At 51.8% G+C, this 23,560-nt stretch carries 15 protein-coding genes and 1 pseudogene; 9 read left to right on the top strand and 7 right to left on the bottom strand.

The genetic code is table 11. The features are described from left to right. Nucleotides 1–228: 228 nt before the first annotated feature. From D7M11_RS27025 to D7M11_RS27015, 3 genes are all read left to right on the top strand, one after another. Nucleotides 229–594 (top strand): PadR family transcriptional regulator, encoded by a 366-nt coding sequence (locus D7M11_RS27025; RefSeq protein ID WP_120750380.1) that lies wholly within the window; start codon nt 229–231, stop codon nt 592–594. Next, nucleotides 591–1,907: an FtsW/RodA/SpoVE family cell cycle protein gene (locus tag D7M11_RS27020; RefSeq protein ID WP_158606858.1), complete on the top strand. Its 1,317-nt coding sequence runs from the start codon at nt 591–593 to the stop codon at nt 1,905–1,907. The genes D7M11_RS27025 and D7M11_RS27020 overlap by 4 nt, the downstream gene beginning before the upstream one ends. Nucleotides 1,908–2,062: 155 nt before the next feature. Next, nucleotides 2,063–2,473 (top strand): YybH family protein, encoded by a 411-nt coding sequence (locus tag D7M11_RS27015; protein ID WP_120750378.1) that lies wholly within the window; start codon nt 2,063–2,065, stop codon nt 2,471–2,473. Nucleotides 2,474–2,831: 358 nt separating this feature from the next. Here the strand turns inward: D7M11_RS27015 and D7M11_RS27005 are convergent, their stop codons facing one another. Beyond that, entirely contained in the window at nt 2,832–3,458 is a 627-nt protein-coding gene (locus D7M11_RS27005; RefSeq protein ID WP_168928329.1) for a cysteine hydrolase family protein, read from the bottom strand. Between the two features lie 326 nt (nt 3,459–3,784). Here D7M11_RS27005 and D7M11_RS27000 point away from each other — a divergent pair, with 326 nt between their 5' ends. Continuing rightward, complete coding sequence (locus D7M11_RS27000) at nt 3,785–4,201, top strand: VOC family protein (RefSeq protein ID WP_158606857.1); 417 nt, start codon at nt 3,785–3,787, stop codon at nt 4,199–4,201. A gap of 270 nt (nt 4,202–4,471) precedes the next feature. Here D7M11_RS27000 and D7M11_RS26995 read toward each other — a convergent pair whose 3' ends face one another. After that, nucleotides 4,472–5,008: a hypothetical protein gene (locus tag D7M11_RS26995; RefSeq protein ID WP_120750374.1), complete on the bottom strand. Its 537-nt coding sequence runs from the start codon at nt 5,006–5,008 to the stop codon at nt 4,472–4,474. A gap of 106 nt (nt 5,009–5,114) precedes the next feature. Between D7M11_RS26995 and D7M11_RS26990 the strand changes: the two genes are divergently transcribed. Beyond that, a complete protein-coding gene (locus tag D7M11_RS26990; protein WP_120750373.1) occupies nt 5,115–5,708 on the top strand; it encodes a TetR/AcrR family transcriptional regulator in 594 nt (197 codons plus the stop codon). A 169-nt stretch (nt 5,709–5,877) separates the two neighbouring features. On the opposite strand, the gene D7M11_RS26985 is transcribed toward D7M11_RS26990, so the two are convergent. Further along, entirely contained in the window at nt 5,878–6,282 is a 405-nt protein-coding gene (locus D7M11_RS26985; protein WP_120750372.1) for a CBS domain-containing protein, read from the bottom strand. A gap of 861 nt (nt 6,283–7,143) precedes the next feature. Between D7M11_RS26985 and D7M11_RS26975 the strand changes: the two genes are divergently transcribed. Genes D7M11_RS26975 through D7M11_RS26965 form a run of 3 tightly spaced genes read left to right on the top strand, consistent with a single transcriptional unit; the run spans nt 7,144 to nt 18,658 of the window. Continuing rightward, entirely contained in the window at nt 7,144–8,238 is a 1,095-nt protein-coding gene (locus D7M11_RS26975; protein ID WP_120750370.1) for a radical SAM protein, read from the top strand. A 30-nt stretch (nt 8,239–8,268) separates the two neighbouring features. After that, complete coding sequence (locus D7M11_RS26970; protein ID WP_120750369.1) at nt 8,269–18,138, top strand: carboxypeptidase regulatory-like domain-containing protein; 9,870 nt, start codon at nt 8,269–8,271, stop codon at nt 18,136–18,138. 34 nt (nt 18,139–18,172) lie between these two features. Further along, nucleotides 18,173–18,658 carry a hypothetical protein gene (locus D7M11_RS26965; RefSeq protein ID WP_120750368.1) on the top strand — a complete coding sequence of 162 codons (486 nt, stop codon included), beginning with the start codon at nt 18,173–18,175 and terminating at the stop codon, nt 18,656–18,658. 413 nt (nt 18,659–19,071) lie between these two features. Here D7M11_RS26965 and D7M11_RS26960 read toward each other — a convergent pair whose 3' ends face one another. Then, nucleotides 19,072–20,169 (bottom strand): glycosyltransferase family 4 protein, encoded by a 1,098-nt coding sequence (locus tag D7M11_RS26960; protein ID WP_120750367.1) that lies wholly within the window; start codon nt 20,167–20,169, stop codon nt 19,072–19,074. 67 nt (nt 20,170–20,236) lie between these two features. After that, nucleotides 20,237–21,007 carry a YheC/YheD family protein gene (locus D7M11_RS26955; protein ID WP_120750366.1) on the bottom strand — a complete coding sequence of 257 codons (771 nt, stop codon included), beginning with the start codon at nt 21,005–21,007 and terminating at the stop codon, nt 20,237–20,239. A gap of 427 nt (nt 21,008–21,434) precedes the next feature. Here D7M11_RS26955 and D7M11_RS26950 point away from each other — a divergent pair. Beyond that, nucleotides 21,435–21,605, top strand: a pseudogene (locus tag D7M11_RS26950) (cupin domain-containing protein); the annotation flags it as partial. A gap of 210 nt (nt 21,606–21,815) precedes the next feature. Here D7M11_RS26950 and D7M11_RS26945 read toward each other — a convergent pair. Together D7M11_RS26945 and D7M11_RS26940 are read right to left on the bottom strand one after the other, a co-directional pair. Continuing rightward, nucleotides 21,816–22,541 (bottom strand): PHP domain-containing protein, encoded by a 726-nt coding sequence (locus tag D7M11_RS26945; protein WP_120750365.1) that lies wholly within the window; start codon nt 22,539–22,541, stop codon nt 21,816–21,818. Next, nucleotides 22,513–23,499, bottom strand: a complete 987-nt coding sequence (locus tag D7M11_RS26940; RefSeq protein WP_338042516.1) for an ATP-grasp domain-containing protein — start codon at nt 23,497–23,499, stop codon at nt 22,513–22,515. Before D7M11_RS26940 ends, D7M11_RS26945 begins: the two co-directional genes overlap by 29 nt. Nucleotides 23,500–23,560: the final 61 nt, after the last annotated feature.

The raw sequence follows: 23,560 nt of genomic DNA, 5'->3' as shown, positions 1-23,560 counted from the left end.
GCTGCTAATCTTGATGGCGATTTGCGAGTATTAAAAAGGCTTGGAGATACAAGGCATCTATCATTAAGCCAACAGGTACGATCGTTCAATGAAACAGCGACAGTCAAGGACTTTATTTTCTCGTCCTAGACTGTCGCTGTTTCAATTTCTAGGGTCAGTCTAATACTTTATTACTCTGCTGACAGCTGGACTTTGGATGGAAATTAATGTATATTACCTAGTATACAAATGCATCGAATATCTTGGTATAAAGGAGATGATCCCTCTTTGAATAAAGAGCTGCTGAAAGGGAGCACCGGCACGATGATATTGTCGCTGTTAGAACGTCACGATCTGTACGGCTATGAGCTGATTAAAGAGCTTGAACGCAAATCCGCCGGGGTCTTCGCCTTGAAGGAAGGCACGTTGTATCCGATATTGCACACGATGGAAGCGGAAGGCTGGGTCGAATCGTACTGGACCGAAGCGAACGGCCGGAAGCGGAAATATTACCGGATCACGCGCGCCGGACGGACGCAGTCCGAACGCAAAAAGGCGGAATGGACGAAGTTTCGCGGCGCCATCGATCTCGTACTCGGGGAGGGAAACGCATGATACGTGATCATGAACGAGTACGTCTATTTTTGGACGACGTATGCGCCAGGATCAAGGCTCGCGAGGTGCATCGCGACATACGGCGCGAGCTCGAGAGCCATCTGGAGCAATTGGCGGCCGAACGCGAAGAGACTGGGGTCGATCGGGAGGAAGCCATTCGTTATGCGATCGAGCAAATGGGAGACCCCGTGCAGCTCGGCAAAGAGCTTCACCGCATTCATCGGCCGAGAACGAACTGGGTCATTTTGTGCGGTATGATCGCGTTTTCCATTGTCGGAATCGTCGCAATGTTCGCCGCGGAAGGAAGTTTAAGCGCCACATCTCCGCAATGGGACTATCTGCTCGTATGGAATAAAGCGATATCCGTCGTCATCGGCCTTCTTATTGCCGGCTTTTTATACTTTTGCAAACCTAACCGATTACGACATTATGCATGGCCGTTTTATTTTGCGGCATTGGGTGGCATCCTGTTATGCCATCTGGCAGGCAGTACCATAAACGGTTCTCCCTCGTATTTCCGAATCGGTCCGTTCGTCATCGATTGGGCTTGGATCGGTACATATTTATGGATTGCAGCAGCAGCAGGAATATTGACGGACAGGAAGCAAAAACCGTTTTTTCGAATTTTTACGCTAACGGTTGTCGTGCTCATTCCCATCCTGTTTTTGGCCAGCTTGTCAAGGTTTCCTTGCATCGTTTTGTACGCTATTGCCTTGTTCGCCATGACCGGTACATTGATCCGTAATTGGGCGAAAGCGGCACTGCTGATTTTGCTGCCCTTAGTCGGTTTAGTTGCCTTGCGGTTTCAACAGAGCCAGTCGGTAAGGGATCGGTTCGCCGCTTTTTGGAATCCGCAGCAAGATCCGCTCGGGACCAGCTACATGAACTTTCAAATCGAAAAAGCGATCCAAAGCGCCGGCTGGTACGGGAATGGGTTTGCCGCTCCTGCACGATATCTCCCCGGTATCCAAAACGACATCATCTATGTCTACCTGATCTACAGCTTCGGCTGGCTGGCGGGCATCGGCCTCGCAATCGGCTTTGCCGCCTTTGCCGGATGGCTCGTCCGATCCGCGCTGCAAATCCGGGACGAGTACGGGAAGACTCTCATGTTCGGAATTGCCGCCACAATCGGCTTCCAGATCGCATATAACCTTCTCATGTCGTTCGGATTCGTGCCGCTGATCGGTATCCCGCTTCCTTTCGTCAGCTACGGGTTCAGCCATTTCGTGGCGGAGATGGCGTTTCTCGGTCTGGCGCTGGCCATCTACAGAAGAAGGCTGATCACGCCGGCAAGTAACGGGGGACAATAGCGCCTAAAACAAGTCATGGGGCCACTGCGGATGATAATCAGGTGGTCCCATTAAGCCACCGGTTTAGTTGAAGAAAGGAAAAATGTTAGGTTGCAGAAAATATATAAATACTTATATCGAAAGGAGCTTGATGATGGACAATTTTTTAAAAGTTCATGCTTGAAAATTACAAGTCTTCCGTTTACGAAAAAAATGTTGAAAGATTCTTATCGGCCTATGCACCCGAAATACATATTTATGATTGCTGGGGTAACTGGGAGAGTGTGGGGATCTCTCCCTGGAAGGCAAATGTTGAAAAGTGGTTTAACGGATTAAGGGCGGATGGTGTTTCACTTCATGTTGATTTCAATGACTTAGTAGTAGAAGAAAACTTGAATCTTGCATTTGTTCATAGTGCCGTTACCTTTGCTGCACACGATATAGAATCAGGAGAAAAACTTCGTCAAATGACAAACCGTTTCACATTTGGTTTAAGAAAAGTAAATGACTCCTGGCTTATAACTCACGAACATTCATCTTTACCAATAAATTTGGAGACTGGAAAGGGCCTTTTTAATTTAAGGTAAGAAAGACACGATACATCCTATCGGAGCATGATAGGCTCCATAATTTCGCTGAAGCTGCAGCTGCAGTATCGCTTGATCGCAAAGCAAGTGGCAGAGGACAAAGAAGCCTACGCGATTGAAAGAGGGTCGGGAGGCTTCTTTGCTTTTCCAGCCGCAGCGAGCACGGTGACGCGTAGAAGGGACACTTTGAAAAAAGTGCTCTCCTGTTCGTCACTGTTCGTATGCGATTAATCCCTCCGAACAGATTAGAGGAGGTTCGACGAATTATGCCACGTTTTCTAAAAAGCAATCAACTTGGGGAACTGTTCAGGGTTGTACTTGGGATAAACGTTGGGGATGCTGCAAAGCAGGCAAGGTTTTATAATTGTGAAATAGCTTCCTGTGTTGTCCATGTAGCACTGGCAAATGCTTTGTAATTCGTAACGGCAGCTTGAAAATCCTCTTCACTAATTGTTGCCGTGGCATCGTATACAATAGCTGTTTCAAAACCAGTTTCGATTAGATACCTCATATGGGACTCTACACAAACGTTGGAAAGCACCCCTGCAATAATTATCTTCTCTTTTCTATGTTGTCGCAACTGATATTCCAAGTCATTTGTTTGTGGGCTGGCAACCTTGTGAGGAGTTGCTATGACGGTTCTTCTATCAAAAATATAAGGTTTGAAAGACTGAACAAAATCAGCTCCCCATGACGGTGGTGTGTACGCATTTGCCACTTGATACAATCTAAGACCTAATAGCATATTTTGTTCATTTCCTGTAAATTGCCAGCCATAATCATGAGGGTATAAATAATGGGGCGATATGAAAAGTTGGTATCCCTTATTCATGGCAGTTCCCATTAATAGTTCAAGGTTTTGTATAGTATTGTTTCGTTCAATAGTTCCTTTAGTCAGATGATAGCCTCTTCCCCCAGGACTCATAAAGTCATTTTGCGGGTCTGTAATTACAATTGCGGTATTATTGGGATGTGGTTTAAACATCAAATAATCTCTCCCTCGCAGCTTCATTTATATACATTTATATGTCATTTTCAGTTTGTCTTATGTACAGCGCGGTTTTTTCATTTCGGTTTACAGTAGGCGATATATTAGAAACAAAATTGGATTTCGAGTAGCAGTAAACTTTCCGGAAGAAAAAACACTCTTACGACCACACTAAAATGAGGTCCACCAGAAAAAATCTGATGACCTCATAATACGACGGGCAGGATAATTAGAACGAGTATTATAAAAAAACATTGACTAATGACCCAACATATGCCAATTTTATTTCAGTTATGACAATACCTGATATGGAGTGATGAATGGTGAGTGATATTAAAACGGTGAACAACCCTCTGTTAAATCAACTAAAAGCTATCTTTATTCATGTATCAGATATGCCTAAAGCGGTTGAGTGGTATAGCCAGCTGCTCGGTTTGGACAAACAATACCAAGGTACTCCTGAGGATCGGACCGTATACGGTATTAAGATGGGCAATGGTATCACCTTGCTGCTGGACAGCATGCGCCGAGATAGGCCTAGCCCGAGTAATAATGCTTTGTTTTATTTTAACGCGCCAGACATGAAGGAAGCCTACGATTATATTCGCAGTCTTGGCATTCAGCCGTTTGATGACGATGATAACATTGTGACAGAGAATGATATATTAAAGGATCCGTTTCTTTTTAGAATTAGAGATCCCTTCGATAATGTAATCATCATTCATAAAGGGAATAACTAGAGTTTTATTTAATGAATATGTTCTCACTGCGCTTTCAATGGAAGAAGCCAAAGACAGAGCTAGGCTGCCGACATTGATCGGCAGCCTAGTCTTAGTTGGAGATTGAATTGTCGTATCCTTCGAAATAGTTGGTGATTTCAATATTATCCTTTATTGACGGACAAGCAATGAATCAGTGAGTTTGCCCGATAGGAGAGAGAGATAAGTCGCTTTGCTATAGTAAGCTTCTTATCGCTGATGCACTAGGGGAAGGATTTTCTGCTTTTCGGATTATCTTTTGGATTTCCGCGGCCATAAGGAGAAGCTGAAGCTGTAGAGAAAGTCGATGCCGACGATAAGCGACCATAGCCGAAGCGTGCCGTACAAAGCATTCGTTCGATCGGTGTCGTTGACGAACAGAATCATGGCCAGAAGCACTAGACATCCAATCGCCCAAGCGAGAAGGTGCAGAAACCACATGCGGCGCTCGTAACGGGCATGCTCGATCCCATGCTTCGGCTTGGGAACCGGAGGGCTTCCTCCCGCATAACGGTAGGCGAATCGCACGTCCGCCCATTGGATCATTCTGTGCCCGTAAGCGATGGAGACGCCGATATAAATCGCCGAAAGACCATGAATCGCCGTGGCGGTCGCTCCATTGCGCAGATCGATCACCGTGGCGACGATCAGAATCAAATCGACAACCGGAGCACACAGCAGCAACGCCGCTCCCAGCGGCTTTAGACGAAGCACGTAACGGCAGATAAGCCCGGCGAGGACGAGTGCCCAGAATCCGATCTCGCAGCCGATAATAAAAGCGGTAATCATAAAGACGCTTCTCCTCCATTTTTATAATACAGACGTACTACTAAAATGATCGAGATTTATTTTCGCACAATTGTATTATAAAAGCAATCCATGCTACACTAGGCGTATGCCGAAAATAGTAAATCGAGATCATCGTCGGGAACAGCTTGCGGAGGCGGCTTGGCGCGTCATTCGCCGGGAAGGGATGGAAGGGGTATCCGTGCGCAGCGTTGCGGAGGAAGCCGGGATGTCGCTCGGCTCGCTGAGGCACTATTTCGCGACGCAGTCGGAGCTGCTCTCTTTCTCAATGCGGCTGGTTACCGAAAGGGTCAGGAAAAGAATTGTCAGCTCGAGGAGGAGCGGGGATCCGCGTGTGGACATAGAGTCCCTCATCGGGGAAATGATCCCGCTTGACCCAGAGCGCCTGGCGGAATGTGAAGTGTGGCTGGCCTTCGTCGGCAGCACGCCTGCCCACCCGGAGCTTCGTTCGCTTTGCGAAGAAGTGCACGATGCGCTTTACGGGTTTTTCCGTTCTATCGTGGACTCACTCCTTGCGCTCAAGCTGGTCAAGTCGGGCGTGGACGCCGAACTGGAAGCGATGCGGCTTCATGCTCTTGTTGACGGGCTCGTCGTTCATGGCGTTTCCCGTTCGCCGAAAGCGACGCCCGCTGAGATTATGCGGATCGTCTCCTATCATCTAGACAGCATAATGACACAATAAGGAGCAGCCCCAGAATGACATGCTCCCTTTTAAGTAAACAGGTGAAATAATTAATCCTGCTGCTTAAAGGGGAGTTTTCTGTTAGGCAAAAAAAATGAATATAGCGGAATAGAAAAACTGGAGATTATAAGGTACGCTGCACTCGGCTTAGCCGATAACTATGAAGACATCAATCGGTTATATTTCTGGTGTAATATTCAATAATATCTTTACGGCGAATAATTCCAATAAATATAAGATCGTCGTTAACGACAGGTACGAAGTTTTGATCTGCGGCAAGAGCCAACATGTCCTCCATTTCCGCATTTATCGAAACGCATTCGGTTCGGATGCGTTTTTTAATTTCGGTTACTGAGAATTGATTCATATTGTCGAAAAGAAGGCCGGGGGTATTTTTCAGCTTCCATAACAGATCACCTTCCGATAGGGTGCCGACATATTTCCCATCAGAATCAATAATGGGGATCGCCGAGTACTGGTGACATTCCAAATGCTCCATTGCTTCACGCATGGACATGGAAGTGGTGATAAAAGCAACCTTTTCTTTAGGAAACAAGAAAGAAGATATTTGCATAGGGCCAGCCTCCTTTCCAACAGTCTATTCATACGCATATACTTCATGGTTACAAACGGCCACCTAAAGGATGAAATCATGGGCCAGTAATCTCGTGATCCTTGGAGTGATTTTTTACAGCCTTATCTATAATTACCGTAATAATAAGAGAATGAACCATTTTCGTTTACGATCATAACGATCGTTCCGCTCCTGAGCGCAGCGATCTGGTCGGTCGGGGTCGAAGAGGCGGTCCGCATGGCCATCGAATTCGCGGTTTTATTCGGCAGCGGCTTTTGCTTTTGGACGATGTTCGATTCCTAGCTGAAAGGCGGAAGAATTATAGCCGCATGTCGTGCTCATGTATATTCACATGCCCCGGGTGGCGTATAGCGTTCCGAGCCGCTTCTCTGCAGCATCAGAATATGACCAAGTGGTCTCATCATAATCTCTTTTATTAAAAGACTAAGGTGTGATGTCCGGTGGATAAAAACAGACAATTGGTCGTTTTCATTATAGAAGGTTCCACAATCCGGAAATTCATCATTTTGGATATTATAATCGGATCAGGAATATTTTACATGGTTAAATTTCTCGTTTCAAGCATATGGATCGCCTGGGTCAGCAGCTTTTTGGGGACAGAAGGAATCAAGAGGGTGTCGAGACTTTTAAAAAATAAACGGAAAATGAAATAGGGTGTGGGGGCAATCCCTCAGAGAGTCTCCGGCGTTTGTGCCGGAGGCTCTATTTCGCTTTTGAGAGACCGGTTCGTAAGAATCGGAGTACTGGGGATTTAGCACCATTTTTATCCAATAATGGAGGAATTAATTGCCAACAAAAGAAGTTATAATTCGACTTAATTATAGATCAGGAGGAACGGAAATGCAGCCCAGCATTCTCACTGTACTTGCCACTTACAAATGCACGGCAGCTTGTAAAGAATGTTGCTTTGAATGCTCGCCGCAAGTCCAAGGACGTATCCCGCTGGAACGGATCCTGAACTATATCGGAGAGGCGTGCGATACGGTCCCGACGCTGAAGCTGGTCGTATTTTCCGGCGGCGAATGTTTTCTGCTCGGGAAAGATCTGGATACCGCAGTCGCACATGCGACGGGTCGCGGCAAATTGACGCGTGTCGTAACTAACGGCTATTGGGCCCACAGTTTGGATGCGGCCCGCAGAAGGCTCGGTTCGCTTAAGGAGTCTGGGCTCGGCGAATTAAACATCAGTACGGGAGACGACCATCAAGAATACGTTCCCTTCGAACGGGTCGTAAACGGAGCGATCGCCGGCGCCGAGATGGGGCTAACTTCCTTGATCGTGGTGGAAGGGTTTGAAAATTCCGCCTTTACGATTCATGACGCATACGCGCATCCTAGGCTAAAGGCATTTCGCGAAACACACCCGAACGGACACCGCCTGCAGCTCATGCGCAATATTTGGATGCCTTTTCACAAGGAACGGGAGCTGGAGCACACGGAAACGATCTACCGAAAACCGGAGCGCATCCCGCTGCTCGGCGGCTGCGACAACGTGCTCCACAACATGGTCGTTACGCCTGACGAGCATTTGGCCAGCTGCTGCGGGCTTACGATGGAGCATATTCCCGAGATGAAGTTAGGCAAGCTTGCTGAGCATTCGATCTCCGATCTAGTGAAACGCGGGCTCGACGATTTTTTGAAACGGTGGATTTGGCTGGACGGACCGGATGCCGTGCTGTGGTTTGCCCGTCAAAAAGACCCCCGTGTGCCTTATCCAGATAAAAACGTCCATCCGTGCGAGGCGTGCGCGCAATTTTACTTGAACCCTATGGCCCGCGAAGCCGTGCGGAACCATTGGAAGGAAATCGCCGACGACGTGTTGCTTCGGTATGAATTGAAAGTACGAATGCTGGCGGAGCAGGATCCGGTTAAGGCAGCTCGAAATGCGGCTGAGAACGGTACGGACCCGTCTCATGGCCGCGCCTTGCACGGTTGAAAATATGGACCCACTGGGGGGAAATGGCGAATGAGCGAAAATGAGCGGAAATCCCGCATATACGGAGTGCCGGAAAGCATTCAAGTCCGGGCGGAGCAGCCGGGACGGTTGGAATTGTTTTTGGAAGAAGGAGGGGAAGGGGAAACATCGGAAAGGGCCAAAACGATCCGCGAACTGATGGAACGCGTTTTTGCCGATCCCGAAGCGGCGGCCGCATTCGGCCGCGACCCGAAGGCGTTTGTGCAGGAAGCGGGCCTAACGGATGCGGCGATCGCTTGGGACCGGATCGAGATCAAGCTGACTCAAGCGCTAAGCGACGCACGGCTGAAAGAATTGGCCGAAGCGGGAGATGTCCAGGGATTTGTGGACAGATTGCAGGAAACGGGAGTGCTGCCGCCTTCCATGCATGTCACTATGGGACATGCCGAATCCATGGGCTTTACCCCGGTATTCGCGGTCGCTGTCCTCATCGTCGCGGCGGTATGGAGCATGGTCGCCGTCGGAGCTACCGTAGTTGCCGCCATTCAGGCTCTGGCCGCGGTTTCGCTTGGCGTCTATTTGTACGTTTGGGTCACCGGGCCGGGCAGCGACAACCCGGATGAATCCAACGACTCGGCCTCGCATGTCCCCCGGCTGCCGAGCTTAAATACCCCGCACGTTACCCGTTTGCTGAATAAGTACTTGAACGCGGAATTGATGCAGAAATTGGCCGAACGGCTGCATGACCGCGGATTTGGCGCGGAAGTGACCGGCGAATTGGTAAAACGGGCCATACTCGCCGCGTGGAAAAAAGCGACTTCCGGAGAAGTGCTCGACCCCGATCGCGATAAAGTGTATATGGATATCATTCATGCTCTGGGTGACAAGCAGCTGATCGAACAAATTCCCGAGCTTGCCGGGGCCGCCCGCTACGCCATGCTGGCAGCCGGGTTCGCTGGAACCGCCTTCGAGCTGATGGTCAAGCTGCACGAGCCCGTGCGCCTCATAACGGCCGATTTTAACCCGCGCGATCTTTTGACGTACCAAAAAGTGCTGATCATCCCGACCGGCGGATTGTACGGGCTGGACAAATCGGGAACGTTCAAGGATCGTCTGAGCGAATATATTAGGCTGGGCGGAACATGCATTTGCATGTCGCAGCAGCACGGCTACGATTTCAGTGCGCTTCCCGGAGGAATAGAAGGATATGGTTGGGCCGAGGACCAATCCTGCCACGCGCATTCGGTCATCATCACAGCTCCGCATCCGGTGTTTGCCGGTCAGGAGGGCGACGGGATGGATGTGGCGGTGGACGGCTTTTTCACGGCGTGGCCGGAGGATGCCCAGGTGCTTCTGAGGCGCCGGATCAACGGCCAGCCCGCCATGCTAACCTACAGGTACGGCGAAGGCAGGGTAATCGTTACATCCGCCTATGCCGATTGGGGAATCGGCTTTAATCAACTAACCAAGGACGAACGCCTGTTAATGCGCGATACGTTTTCCTGGGCCAGACTTGCCGGACAGGAAGTATCGGAAAACGATCCGGACAATAAGCCGTTCCGGCTCCGGTTCGCGATCTCTAACCGGTCGACCCGGGATGCGGCAAAGGTGAAGCTGCATGCCGTCGATCCGGAGAAACGCGTATTTGCAAGCAGGTACGAGCTGGATGCCGCGATCGCTGCCGGCGAAACGCGGGAAGTAGCTCTGGAGACGAGCGATATGGATACGCTAGGATATTGGAGTCTGGACGCGACTCTGCTCGACGACGCCGGAGAGATCGTGGACCACCTATACGATGTGGCGACGATACTCGTTAACAACTTCGATGATACGCTCGAAGGGGTCGGCTATAAAGCCGAGGCGATCTCGTTCAGCGCCGTTTCCGACCAGGAGCATATGCTCGAAGGCGATACCGCGAGAGTGCGGCTTCTAATATGGAACCGTTCCCCTTTTCCGCGGACGCTCACCGTTTCCACCCGCTTGAATACGCGGCAGCCGCAAACGCAAACGCTGACGATCGATTCCGGCAAAGATCGGGAGCTTCCTTTTTCCTACGCGGATTTGGAGAAAGGCGGTTACCGCTTCTGGGCATTTCTTAGCGATGAAAACGGGAAGTCGCTCGGTTCCACGAACAAAGGGATCAACGTGTATGTCCCGCAAGCGCAAACCGAGCTGACGACGGATAAAAAAGTATACCGCCCTGGGGAAGCGATCGATATTCGGGTCCGGTACGCGAACGCAACGGGTGCCGTGTTTGCCGCGGACATCACCGTGTCCGTGAGCGATCCGGGCGGAGCGACGATATTCGACGAACGGTTCGGCGAGGAGCTGCGGCCGAGTATTCCCGGCGAAAAGCAGTTCCGTTTCGTCCTTCCGATGTCGGTTCGTTACGGAAATTTCAAAGTGTCCTGTCTGATTGAAACGCAAGGGCAAAAAATAGGATACCACGAACAATATTTCGTGCCGTTGTTGGTAGGGAAAATGGCCGGGCGCGTGTTGGATGCGGTAAGCGGCCAGCCTGTATCGGGCGCCAAAGTCCGCTTGGACGGAGGCAACGAAGTGGCGGCGGACGCGGAAACGGGAGGATTCGATTTTACCGCCGATGCGGGCGGCCACTGGATCAGTGCGGCCGCTCCCGGCTACAAAGAAGTCCGGGTTTATACCGTGGCGGCGCCGGAACGTACGGCAACGGTGGAAAACGTGTATTTGACTCCGGTTCAGGGGGGGGTAAAGGGGCTGGTAATGGACATGATGTCGAACGAGCCCATTTTGGACGCGACCGTATCCGTGAGCGGAAAAGAGCCTTTGCCGATCAGCGGTCAAGGCTTCTTCGAAACGGTTCATCCCCGCGGGGAAAGCAGATTGGTCGTCAAAGCGCCCGGGTATGTCGGAGAACAGAACGTAGCCGTACAAGTTTATGCGGGACGAACGACGCAAATTACGCCGGTATTTCTGTCTCCGACGGACGGCCGGATCGAAGGCGTCGTCAAAAGCTCGAGTACGGGAGAAATCGTGACCGGAGCTAAGATTGTTATGCGGAACCGGCAGCCGGTTATCGTTTCGGAGGAAGGATCGTTCTCGCTGGAAGTCCCGGCGGGAGTCGTGCAGCTTACGGTTCAAGCGGAAGGCTACGTGGAAGCGGCTTTAAACGCCTACGTGCCCGCCGGCCGTACTTTTGACGTTAAGGACGTGTTTTTGAGCAGGACGACGGGCGAAGTTACGGGCATCATTTATGACAGTGTGAGGCGCGTGCCGATTGCAGGCGCGAAAGTGACGGCGGGCAGCGCCGCCAAGACGGAGACGGATGCGGATGGACGCTTCCGCTTTACCCTTGCGCCTGGAAGACACTATCTCGCCTCAGAAGCTCCGGGTTATGCGAGCTCCCGCGCAGCGGTCATCATCCTGGAAGGAAAAGTGCTGGAAGGGATCGATCTTCATATGGTCCCCGCAAAGGGGAAAATAAGCGGGGTCGTGCTTCAACAGGACGGTAATCCTTTGCAGGGCGCGGACGTAACTGCCTCGAATGAAAACAAGATCCTCACAGGTGACGACGGGAGCTTCGAATTGGAGGTTGAGACGGGCCGGGCCAGCTTGACGATAAAAGCGGACGGTTATGCGAGGGGGAGCATGGATGCCGACATTTATCCGGGCAGAACGACGGGCCTAGGGCATATCCAACTGGTTCATACGCGTGGACAGCTTGTCGGACGCGTGACGGAAGCGTTTACGGGCCAGCCGGTTCCGGGCTGTCTGATCAAAGCCGGAAGCGGGGAAGAGACGCGGTCGGAAGCGGACGGAACGTTTGCGCTCAATCTTCCTGTCGGGTCGTGCAATTTGCGCCTCAGTGCCGAGCAGTTTGCGGAAGTGCGGAACATTCAGGCGGACATTCATCCAAGCCTGACCGTCAAGCTCGGAGACGTTTCCATGCTTCGGCGAACGGCGGTTATCGAAGGAAGCATCAAAGACGCCCAAAACACCGGCTTGAAGGATATCCGGGTTTATGCGGACACAGGCAATCCGGTTCCTGAAGCGATAACGGGTGAAGACGGAGCTTGGAGGCTCGAGGTACCTGTCGGTCAGAGAACCGTTTCCTTCAAAGGGGCGTCGCTGGACCGTTTCGTACGGATCGATGCTTATCCCGGCCAAACGGCCCGGATCGACTTGATCCTAACCGGCGAAGAACGCGGGTATATCGGCGGGAAAGCGAGTCTACTGGCTCCCGGCGGGTCGGTCGAAGGCGTCGTTATCGGCTGGGGAGACCGCAAGCTGGCCCGAGGCGCTTTGCGCCAATCGGGCTCAATATACGCGGATAACCAGCCGCCTTTTTGGGCTACGCAAGCTCTCGTCGGAGAAACGGATTGGAGCGATTATCGGTTTACATTTCAAGCATCCAGCCGTTCGCAGAACGCCTGGGGAGCCGTTTTCCGTTACCGGGATGCGCAAAACTACTACCGCTTCTTCTGGATGGGGAACCGTGAATACGGCGGACCTGTTAGACGATTGGAGCGTATTGAGAACGGCGAGGCGATAACGCTTGCGGAGGACTATGTCAGTTACGGATACGACATGTGGACGGATATCCGTATTGAGGCGATCGGCGATCAATTGGCGGTATATGTTCACGGCCGCGAAGTTTTCCGCGTGCGGGACGGTGCGTTTGCTAGCGGAAAAGCCGGAATTTACTGCTGGAGGAACGACCTGCTGCTTCGCGAGATCCGTCTCGACAAGCTGGATGGCGAAACGCTGTTCGCGGAATCGTTCACCCGGGGGATGGCCGACTGGACCGTGGAAGACCATCCCGGCGTTCGGCAGCAATCCAGTTGGGAAGTCGTAGCGCCCACCGAAACTCGGCTTGGCGGAGACGGCAGCTTTGAGTATGCTTCGTTGATCGCGGATACGTACAACCTGTACGCCGCCGGGGACGCAATCAAAACCGGCTCGGATAACGGGGCGTTCTTATCGGTTCAGGTCAAGGCCGGAGACCGCTGGAAGCTTGGCGCTCATGTCGCTCCGACCGTGTCGGAGCTCGATGTCCTGCTTCTGGACGCCGTTACCGGAATGCCGGTGGAAGGAGCGATCGTTTGGCGGGCCGGCGATGAGAACCCGCATATCCGCTCGGATGCGAATGGACATGTCCGTTTGACGCTTCCTACGCCATATATGTTCGACGCGGTATCCGGGGAAGCGATTCATGCCGCCAAAACGGGATACGCTGCCGGCGGAGCAAGTACGGCGCTAACTCGAATGCCTGCGCGTTTATTCCCCGGCAATGCGCCTGCGCTCTATATCGGCCCGGCTAAGTCTGTGGTAACCGGATCGGTTGCAAATGCGGCGGGCGGCGAACCGGTACCCGGCTTGCGCGTTTTCTGGGGTGAAGCGGATTATGCCTATGGAGCTGTCTCGCTTTCCCGTTCACGCTGGCATGGCGACCCGCTGGTCGGATTGATTCACGGACCGGAGCTTGCCAGCTCGGAAGGCATATGGACGGATGCTGCCGTATCGGCGGATATGAAGGCGTTTCGTCCAGGCGGGATCGCTCTTGTGCTGCGGCGCTGCGACCCGCTAACCTATTATCGCGCCGTTCTCGTTCAAGATAGGGAAACGGAACAGTATCCTATCATTGGCGGCACCGTTGACGGGGAGAGTGTCTCTTTCACCCGTCAATACGGCAGTGTGGCGGAGACATTTGAGGGCCAGCTGCTTCCGGATGGAACCATGAGCGGCAAATGGCTCAAAAACAAAGACCGGACTTCCGGTTTTACTGCCCGCAGACGGTTTTCGGCCGGAAACGACCGGATTTCGGGGCAATGGGTTTTGTTTGACGGGAGAAAGTGGCTGAAGCTCGAGCTTGACTCCGCCGGGCAGCCGGATCTTTTTGCCGGAAGCTGTACGATGACGGACTTCGGCGGCGAATCGGTTCGGATCGAACGATGGGAAAACGGACGGACCACGGTGTTGGCCGAAGCTCCAGCACGTCTAGAGGCGCTGGATAAGTGGGTGAATGTTCGCTTCGTCTCCATAGGATCGGCGCTTCGTCTGGAAGCCGGGGGTGTGACGATGTGCGAAGCTATCGACACCAAGCCGCTTGCGGAAGGCAGCGTTGGCGTTCAGCTCCTTGGCGGTCAAGGAAACATCCTCCGTAACATTCGGCTTACAGACGCTGCAGGCAAAATACTGTCGGAATGTAGATACGTCGAAGGCGAAATGCAAAGTCCCGATTGGAAGGACAGCCCTGCACTGGGCGGCTGGAAGTCGTCGCCGGGCTGGGGAGGAGCGGATAGCTCGCTTTACCGGTTAGACGAAGCTACCGCGATAGAAGACGATAATCGTTTGCTCGCGACCCATGTGCGGTACGGCCGTACCGTGCAATACGTATTTCCGCTGCCACCGGGGGACTATGCGGTCGAACTTTCTTTTTGCGAGCACGAAGCGAAGGCGGCAGGGGAACGTCTATTCGACGTTATGCTGAACGGCGAAGTATTCGACCCGGCTGTCGACGTTTTCTCTTTAGCCGGGCCTAACCGGCTGCTTCAGCGTACGTATCGGGTGAAGTCGGGGGCTGCGGGCATGCGGCTTTTCCTGCTCGCCAAAAAAGGATATGCGCTGATCAATCATATCCGCATCTGGCCCGTTCAAGCAAATCCGGAACGTGACGTCCCGCTGTATGCGATCCGCTGCGGCCATGACGAAGCGGATTCCAATCTGTTTCTGGCATCTCCCGGCTTCGGTTACGAGGATGGAGACGTTGTATCGGCGCCAGAGGGAAAAAAGGTTCGTGGCGCCTCGGATGAAGAACAGAACATGCTGCTCACGCAGCGAAGAGGACGATTCGGCTTCAAAATCCGTCTCGAGCCGGGACGGTATGACGTGGAGCTCAGCTTTGCCGAGCTGCAGGAGCCTGAGCGAGTCGGCGCGAACGTATTCGATGTGCTCGCGAACGGCGTACCGTTGCTCTCGGAGGTAGACGTCGCCGGAACTACCGGTGATGCGCTGCTGCGCATGCGTCCGGCGACTGTAGATGTTGGACAGGAGGGCATCCTGCATTTGCGTTTTTCTCCGAGCAAAGGTAGGGCGGCGATCAACCTGATTCGGGTGTTTCGGGAAGGGGAGGACACCCTTGTCCATGTCATCGATGCGGGCGGTATGAACGACCAGCCGTGGGCTAACGGGGAGGCGTTCGGCAGAGTATGGGAAATCCGTCCGCCGCAAGGCGCCGATACCGATGCCGAAGGACAGTTCCGTCTGGCAAACGTTCCGTTCGGCAGTCAAATGCTGTCCATCCATGGAAAACGGTTCGAGACGCTTCGTTCCAGAGGAGATTCGCTGCAGCTTCCGATAACCGCCTATCCGACCGAACGGATATCGCTTCATGTACGGCCCGCCTTCGCTTCGGTTACGGGTACGCTCGTAAATGCCGCGGACGGAACGGCGATCGAGGGTGCAGAGGTTTGGTTCGAAGGAGCCGGCTCTTTGGCGACTACAACGGATTCCGGACAGTTTGTTCTGGGAGACGTTCCGGCTGGCGAGAAAGACCTTCATGTGCGCGCCCCGAACTTCCGCGCTTACGATAAGGCGGGGTACGTCATGACCACATCCCTGGTTCACGGACAGCAGGCTCAATATAGGCTGTATTTGGCGCCGGCATATGCAAAGGTGGAGGGGGTTTTGCGGGACGCCGTTAGCGGCAACGCGCTGGACGGAGCCCGGATTTGGCTGACGGGGTATCGGCGCAGTATCGTCTCCGGGGCGGACGGTCGGTTCCTTATCGAGGACTTCCCGACGGATCGCGGCGCCTCCGTTTACGCGTCTTTGGACGGTTACCGTTCTCCGAACGAGGATCAAGTCGTTTCGCTCCCCGCAGCAGGCGGAAGAACGGTCTCCTTCGAAGGATTCTTGAAGCCTGTTTACGGCGTATGGCGGGGAAAAGTATTGGATCATGTCAGCGAAAAGCCGCTCGCCGGGGCGCTCGTATACGTGGATGAAGGGGAAATCAGCACGGTCACGGATCAGCTCGGTCAGTTTCAGCTGCGCATTCCTGAAGGGAACCGCAGGCTGTACGTGGAACTGGTCGGCTTTATTTCCGAGCAAGGCCACTACCCATCGGTCTCCGCGGCCGTCACTCCCGGCAAAACGGTAGATTTTACGCTATACTTGAAAGCGATAAGCGGCTCCATCGAAGGTCAAGTGCTCGATTCCGTAAGCATGCTTCCGATCCCTGGAGCGCTCGTGTATGTGGATGAAGGGTTCGCCAATACGTTGACGGACGTCGAGGGCCGATACCGGCTGTTACAATCGAACAATGAGCACCGCGTTTATATCAAGTCGGTCGATTACGCTTCCGACCGGGAGGATGGCTGGATGGCGCAGGCGTCCGTAGAGCCGGACCGGACGATCAAGCTGAACCATATGATGCGTCCGACGCTGCAGCTCGTATCGTTTGAGATGGTCAATATACCGGATGAATTGGAGCTTGTAGCCGGGCAGCAGCACACGGTAACGTGCCGCGTGCGCAATAACGGCAAACGCGAGGGCGGAGCTACCGTCCGGTTCTCGATTCCAGGGTTTGTCGAGCAGAACAATACGGAATGGCTCGCTCCCGGCGAGGAAAAGGATGTCCTTTTTACGTTTGTGATGCCGGATGACGCGCTGACGGCCGAGCACCAGGAAGTATACATCGGCTTAAAAGGGGAGACCCGGCATAAGCTGAACGCTTCCATTCGGGGAGCGGAGATCGGAGTCGTTGCCGATCTAGATAAAAAGCTGTATACTCCGGGCGATACGGCCGTACTGAAACTGACTGTCTCGAACCGGTCGGGCGGAGCTTATCCGGTCTATACCCGGGCGCAGCTCGGGGACGTGACCTTGGTTTCAAGCGTGCGCACTTTGACCGACACGCTCGAGGTTGTCCATGAAATTCCGGTCGACGCCGGTTCGAACAAACTATTTTTCGGCGTATATTTGGAAACCGGACGGTCGTTGTTCCTGGATGCGTATTACGTGCCGAGGCGGGATCAATTGGCAGGCTTGTCCGCGGAAAAGCAGGTTTATGCCCCGGGTGAAGCCGTGGCGGTGAAGCTTACGTGGACAGAGGAAGGAAAGAGCTTTTTTTCGGGCGCCGAAGCCGTCGATGCGGACGTCAGTCTGCTGCAGGGTGAAAATCGCGCCGTGATCATACCGCCGAGTAAGCGGCGGTTCGCGATCGCCGAGCCGGCAACGTTCGAGTTCCCGCTTCCGGCTCATATGAAGCAAGGGACGTATGTCGCCCTTTGGAATGTGTCCGCGGGGGATAAGACGGCGGAATTAACGTTCCCGTTCGATGTACGGGGATATAAAGCCCGCTTCCTGGAGTTTTTGACGGATCGTACCGAGTACCTGCACACGGATCGGATCGTCATCTGCGGCGAACTGGAGCGTTCGCATTCGATACCGTGCCGCATGGAGCTTACGCTCATGGATCCGGATAATGAAAAGCTCACAACTGTACAGCATGAACTGGGTCCGGCCGCTGGCCGATCGACATTCGAACTGGAACTGCCGCTGAACACCGGCAAAGCTGGGCATCATACGATGGTATACACCTTATTCGCCGCTCCGGAGCAAGCCGAACCGATCCTGTTATCCGCCTCGACGCAAAGTTTCGACGTGGCGGGTCCCGTACTTTTGGCGCTGAATACGGACAAAAGACAGTACCGCCCCGGACAGACCGTGCGGGTAACGATAACGGTCCGAGGAAACGGGACGGTCCCGCTGCAGTTGAACTGGGATAGCGGCGAAACCGCGCTCGATACAATGATCGTGCTCGACGGCTTAAAGACCCTTGAGTACACCGTATCTGCGCCGATGCAAGCCGTTTCGCTGGAAGCCGTTCTCCCCGGAGAAACCGTAAGCCGGCTCGTGACGCATGCTTGGATAAGAGCATAATCCGTTATAGCGATAAACCGTAGGGGGAGAGCGAATGTTTGAGCAAACCGTACACATGTCGAGGCGCGCCAGAATGCTTATCATTGCTCTTGGAGCGGTAGTGTTTGCCGCTGCCGTTCTGCCGCTCTTCTTTGTTAGGGAGGATACACTGTCCGTGTGGGGGAGTGTGATCACAGGCTCCGCCATATTGGCGGTCCTGTTTGCCATACTGTGGCCTTTTACCGTGCTGCGTGTCCGCGTGGATACCCGTTCGCTCACCGTCGGATTCGGCTTGCTGAAGGAACGGGTGATGCTCGAACAAATCGTCAGCTGTCAAAAGGCAGCCTATCGCTGGCAAGACTGGGGCGGCTGGGGAATCCGCCTGAAGCCGGGAAGCAAACTGTACAATGTTGCCGGCGACGGGGGCGTAGCGGTTCAGGTGAACTTGGAAAACGGCCGGCGCATTTTGTTTTCTTCCACGGACCCGGATGCCGTCTGCCGCGCTTTGACCCGGCGCAGACCCGAAATTGAGCAATTGTGAATAGCAGTGGGTCGGCATATTAGTCGCCTAGCCTTGACTAACGGAGTCCAACCGAGGTAGGGACCAAGCAAGCATCTGGTGGCGAGAGCCTAAGGATGAAGCCCTGTGAAAAGCTCCACTTTGTATAACAAAGAAGGTTCTTCACCTAATTCGTGGAGATCGGCTCGTCAGGACCAGTTAAGTAGATTAACTTGAAACGATACGAAAATGGTGTCAAAGATTCACCTATGGTTTCGACTCTATAAGGACGCATAAGATAAAATAAAAAAATCAAAATCAGCAGCCTATTCCAGTAGGCTGCTGTTGTATTTTACTAGCGTACCGGGTTACTGAGAACGAAAAAGAACCCTCTTTGTTGATCTACCGAGATGCGGTTTTCGCAATTTTGTGTTCACTCACCGTCCAAATAATAATTATTTTTCTTTTATGGATGTATATATTTCGTTCAATCGGTTGGCTGTAGCAGCCCAACCAAATTTTTTCACAGCAGCGGAACGAGCAGCTATTTTCATTTTATCGTGAAGTTCTTTGTTGGTTAGTATACGGACGATCGCATCCACAAAAGCTTCGGCCTTATGGTAATCCTTAACTAAAAAACCGGTTTGACCGTTTTCGATGATTTCACGTATTCCTCCATTATCGGAAGCAACGACAGGAAGTCCGGATGCCATTGCTTCCACGTTTACAAGTCCGAAAGCTTCGTGTTTTTGTGAAGGGCAAACGAACACGTCCGCTTGTTTGTAAATTCGGTGAATCCGATGATGAGGGATGGTCCCTAGAAAACGTGTCTGGACATGAAGGCTATGGGCGAGAGACTTCAATCGTTTGGTATACGCTCTTTTCGAGGATCCGCCTGCGATGATAACTTTTACAGGGCGGGATATCCTTTTTTGCACAAGTTTGGCCGCCTCGAGCAATACGGGGACTCCTTTGCGGGGAATGAGCCTGCCTGCAAATAAAAGGGTTGCACCGTTCGAACTGTTCTTATAAGCCGGTGTAAATCGAGATGTATCCACGCCGAGCCAAGTTTTCCTCACTTTATCTTTTACGTTAGGGAACTTTTGAATAATCCGATTTTGGAGCGAAGAACTATTAACGATAATCAAGTTCGCTTTACTCAGACCTTCGCCTGCTTTTGTCCTACTCGAATACGGTGGCGAGACAAAGGTTAAAGAATGAAGAAACAAAACAATGTTTGCGTTCGGGAACATTGTTCTTAGCGGCCCTACGAACTTCGGTCGGTTTTCAATTTGCAAAATATCGAACTTTCGCCCTTGTAAAAACCGTTTAACATGGCTCAAATAAGTCAGCGAATCGCCCGAAGGAACTCGATAAATATGAATCCCATCATGAATGGAATGTTTGGGGTAACGCCGATGTGAACGACTTACGATGGTAACTGAATGCTGATGAACCAGCTTTCTGGCAATCCCCATAATCGTTATTTCAACAGAACCGCCTCGAATCGGCGGAACGGGAATTTCTTCGGGGGCGACTATGACAATTTTCAATGAAGCCACCTTCCAATTTATACGATCTTTTTGACAACGATACGTTTTCTCCTGTTGCTTGTTAAAACTAGACCCGATGCGGTTTTCGAACCGCCCGATAGTACCGAAGCACCTTGCGATATACGCTCCGGTCTTTCAAATGTTTAAAAATGTATGGATCCGGCTTCGTGTTTATTTCGATAATCCAGGGGTTAAAGTCTGAATCAATACCAATATCAGCGCCGATCATCTGGATGCTCGGATACTCCTTACTGAGTACTGATGCCGCCCGTACTCCTAACTTGGCCAAGACCCGTTCGTACTCTCCCGATTTTGGCGAACCGAGATGAGTCTTTAGCAAAGGACGAAGTTTCATGGGTGTTCCCCCGCTATGATAGTTCGTGACAATTTTCTCAGGATGTGCGACTCGTCCGATTATCCCCGTCGTTTCCCATTTCCCCTCCTCATTTCGCTGAACCATGACACGAACATCGAATCGGCGCTTGTTATGAGTTAACAATTTGATCCCTCGTTGCACAAGGTAAGGGCCTTTTCTTTTATGTTCCAAAATGGAATGGTACAGCGAATCGAACGAGTTGAATGTTCTTTTCTTAAACTCAAGCTGATAGCTAAATCGAGGACTTTGTCCCCCCATATGTTCCACTCTCATTACACCTTTTCCGAAGCTTCCCGACACGGGCTTGATATACACCATAGAAAATCGATTTAACATTTTGCGTAGTGATTCACTATTCATTCGATGTGTTTCTGGAACGTAGGAACGTACATCTTTGTCCTTAATTAGGGCCGCTGTTTTATCCCATTTACTGGAGACATACGATTTTACCCGAAACTTCATGTCATCCCCTCCATGTTGTAAGGTATGCGGGTGAATATCCAGAGGAAATGGGCACCTGTTCCGTTCTTTGAAGAGTCGTTGATCTTTGATGATTCGATAAGTACACGATGTTGATCACACTATCTTTTAAGCTAAGTCACGACGGGAAGGGAAGGGAAGGGAAGGGAAGATGCTGACCGGGAGTAGGGCGTTGAATTTCACAGCTTTAAACAAATACCTAAAATCTACACAATGGTGGGGATCAAACCGGTTCTATGGGACAGGCCATTGGGACGGAATTTTTTTGAAATGACCAAGTCCCTTAAGCCGTACCAAAATCAAGCAGCATAGGCTTAAGTAGCGTGACCGAGTGGGGGATCATTCGCAACGTACTCGCTCAACGGGCTAACCTTGAATCGGCAAACGCAGGAAATGGTTAGAGATGAAACAAGTTACTTTAATGAGTATTAATGTTGGTGAAGATATCGGATTAGAAATTCATCCAACACTCGATCAATTCCTGCGTATTGAAGAAGGTCAAGGACCTATTTATGCCCCTCCGAATCATCCGCATGGCATAGTTCAAGAAACAAAACCAATTGCAATGGCTGCCGAGTAAATCATCCATACTAACTGAGCGCCATTTATCTGCATTTTGAGACTAGAAGGCAGTCCACCGGTTCGGTAAGGCTGCCTTACTATGTTTTAAGAAAACTGTTTGATCCTCCTGTATATCAAATCTATCACCATCAGTGCTTTGTCTACTCCGGGAAGCAGCATTTGTGATCTACAGGATTGGATGGCAGGAGAGCTTCTTAATGAGATATGTTCAAGAAATGGTTTTCTTCTCCCTTACATACCGGTGGATATCGATTAACCGAAACCCTTTTCCCGTGAATTCCTTGACCAGCCTACTGTTTACGATCAAATCCTGAACGGTATGGCTGTCGGAAGAGATCAGGAATGCGGTTCCCTTATGCGCTGATAACCGAATGACGGATTGGTCAGGGGTATTGTAACGAACGTTCAATTCCAGAATTTTGCCAGAGTCTGCAATCCGATCCGTTATTTCCGTCATAGGAAGTTCTTCTTCCCGTACCCCGAACTTCTTTAGCTCTGACAGCGGATGGGCGATAATATCCACACGCGGATTTTCGAGCATCCGGTAGAAGGCCTCGAGCCAGTTCTCGACAATCACTCTTTGCGGCATTCGGTCCACGTCCGCGCTGGAGTAATAGCCGTCCGGCTTCGGAATGCGATGAATGGACCCGAGAACGAGATCTACCAGTGCGTCAAAGGAGGGATCGGCATCAATATCGCCATCCAGCGAGACAACTTTCGCTTCGATACCCGAATAAAGCTGGATTTGATTTCGATACTTCATCTTCAGCGAATGAAGATGCGCGGTGTATGCCGGTACCCAGGAGCTAGATCTCCAAACATGATCTGTGATGGCCATCGTTTCATAGCCGATGCCGATTGCGGCTTCTATCATTTCTTCAGGTGTATTCTTGCCGTCCGAGTAGTTAGAATGCATATGAAGATCCATGTACATCGTAGAAAACCTCCTCCCAATAACGCGTCATCCGAGTTCCCCACTTGATCTCCAGCTCATCTTTGCTTGCCGGGATACCAAGCGCTTGTTTTACCGCAAGCGCTGGAAGGTTGATCCCGGCCGCTGTGCAATGTACGATCGTCCCTTGTATTCTTGGGTTAATTTCTACGATTTTCGGCTTTCGCTGCCGGTCTCGGCGAACTTGCACGCCGATGTTGCCGTTCAGTTGCATAAGCTCGACGACAGCAACTGCGTAATCGATAATATCCTGCTCCTTCGCAATCAAGCTCTTAGTCGTAATCCCCCCTACCGTGGCCTCCCGCAGCCTTGGAACCGCCACGACGACCTTACCGTCCTTGACCATAAGATCGACGCTATACTCCTCATGCGGCAAGTATTCCATCGCTAAGGTGTCCGGGATTTCGGAATGTCCTTGGAGAATTCGCATCAGTTCTTCTTCGCTGATGTGAGCGGAGCTAGGCTTCTCCTGGAACAGCATGCGGAACCTGTCTGCTCCGTTGTCTACGATATGAAATCCTCTGCTGCCGTCAGATACGACCGGCTTGAAACATACCGGCTGTGCCGGGTAGCCGAGTTCATGCAAGGCATGGATCAGACCTTCAGGAGTGTTGACCATCCTGAATTCAGGTACGGCTATCCCCATGTTTTGTAGCGCCTGATACAAACGCCCTTTGTTAATGACTTTTCGAAGCGAATCCGCAGAGGAAATCAACAATCGAGTCCCAATTCGCAGCAGGTCATCTTCTGACTCCGACAGCTTGATTAATTCATCCGTGACTAGAGAAAGAATCAGCCCTATTTTCTCCTTGGCGCATAGACTCAGGACGAACGGTATGAATGATTCCTCCGTCGCCCGGGGACCGATGACGTGCTTGTTCGTCATATGAAATCCAACGGCTTCCGTGTTACAATCCATGCCTACAATAACAACGTCCATAACCGGGTCTGATCGGAGAGATCGAATTACGCCGGAAGCGGCCGGAGACCCTGCCCCGGTT

The sequence above is a fragment of the Paenibacillus ginsengarvi genome, from assembly GCF_003626695.1.
GTDB classification, from domain to species: Bacteria; Bacillota; Bacilli; order Paenibacillales; family NBRC-103111; genus Paenibacillus_AB; species Paenibacillus_AB ginsengarvi.
This window is presented reverse-complemented; position numbering and strand designations above follow the sequence as displayed.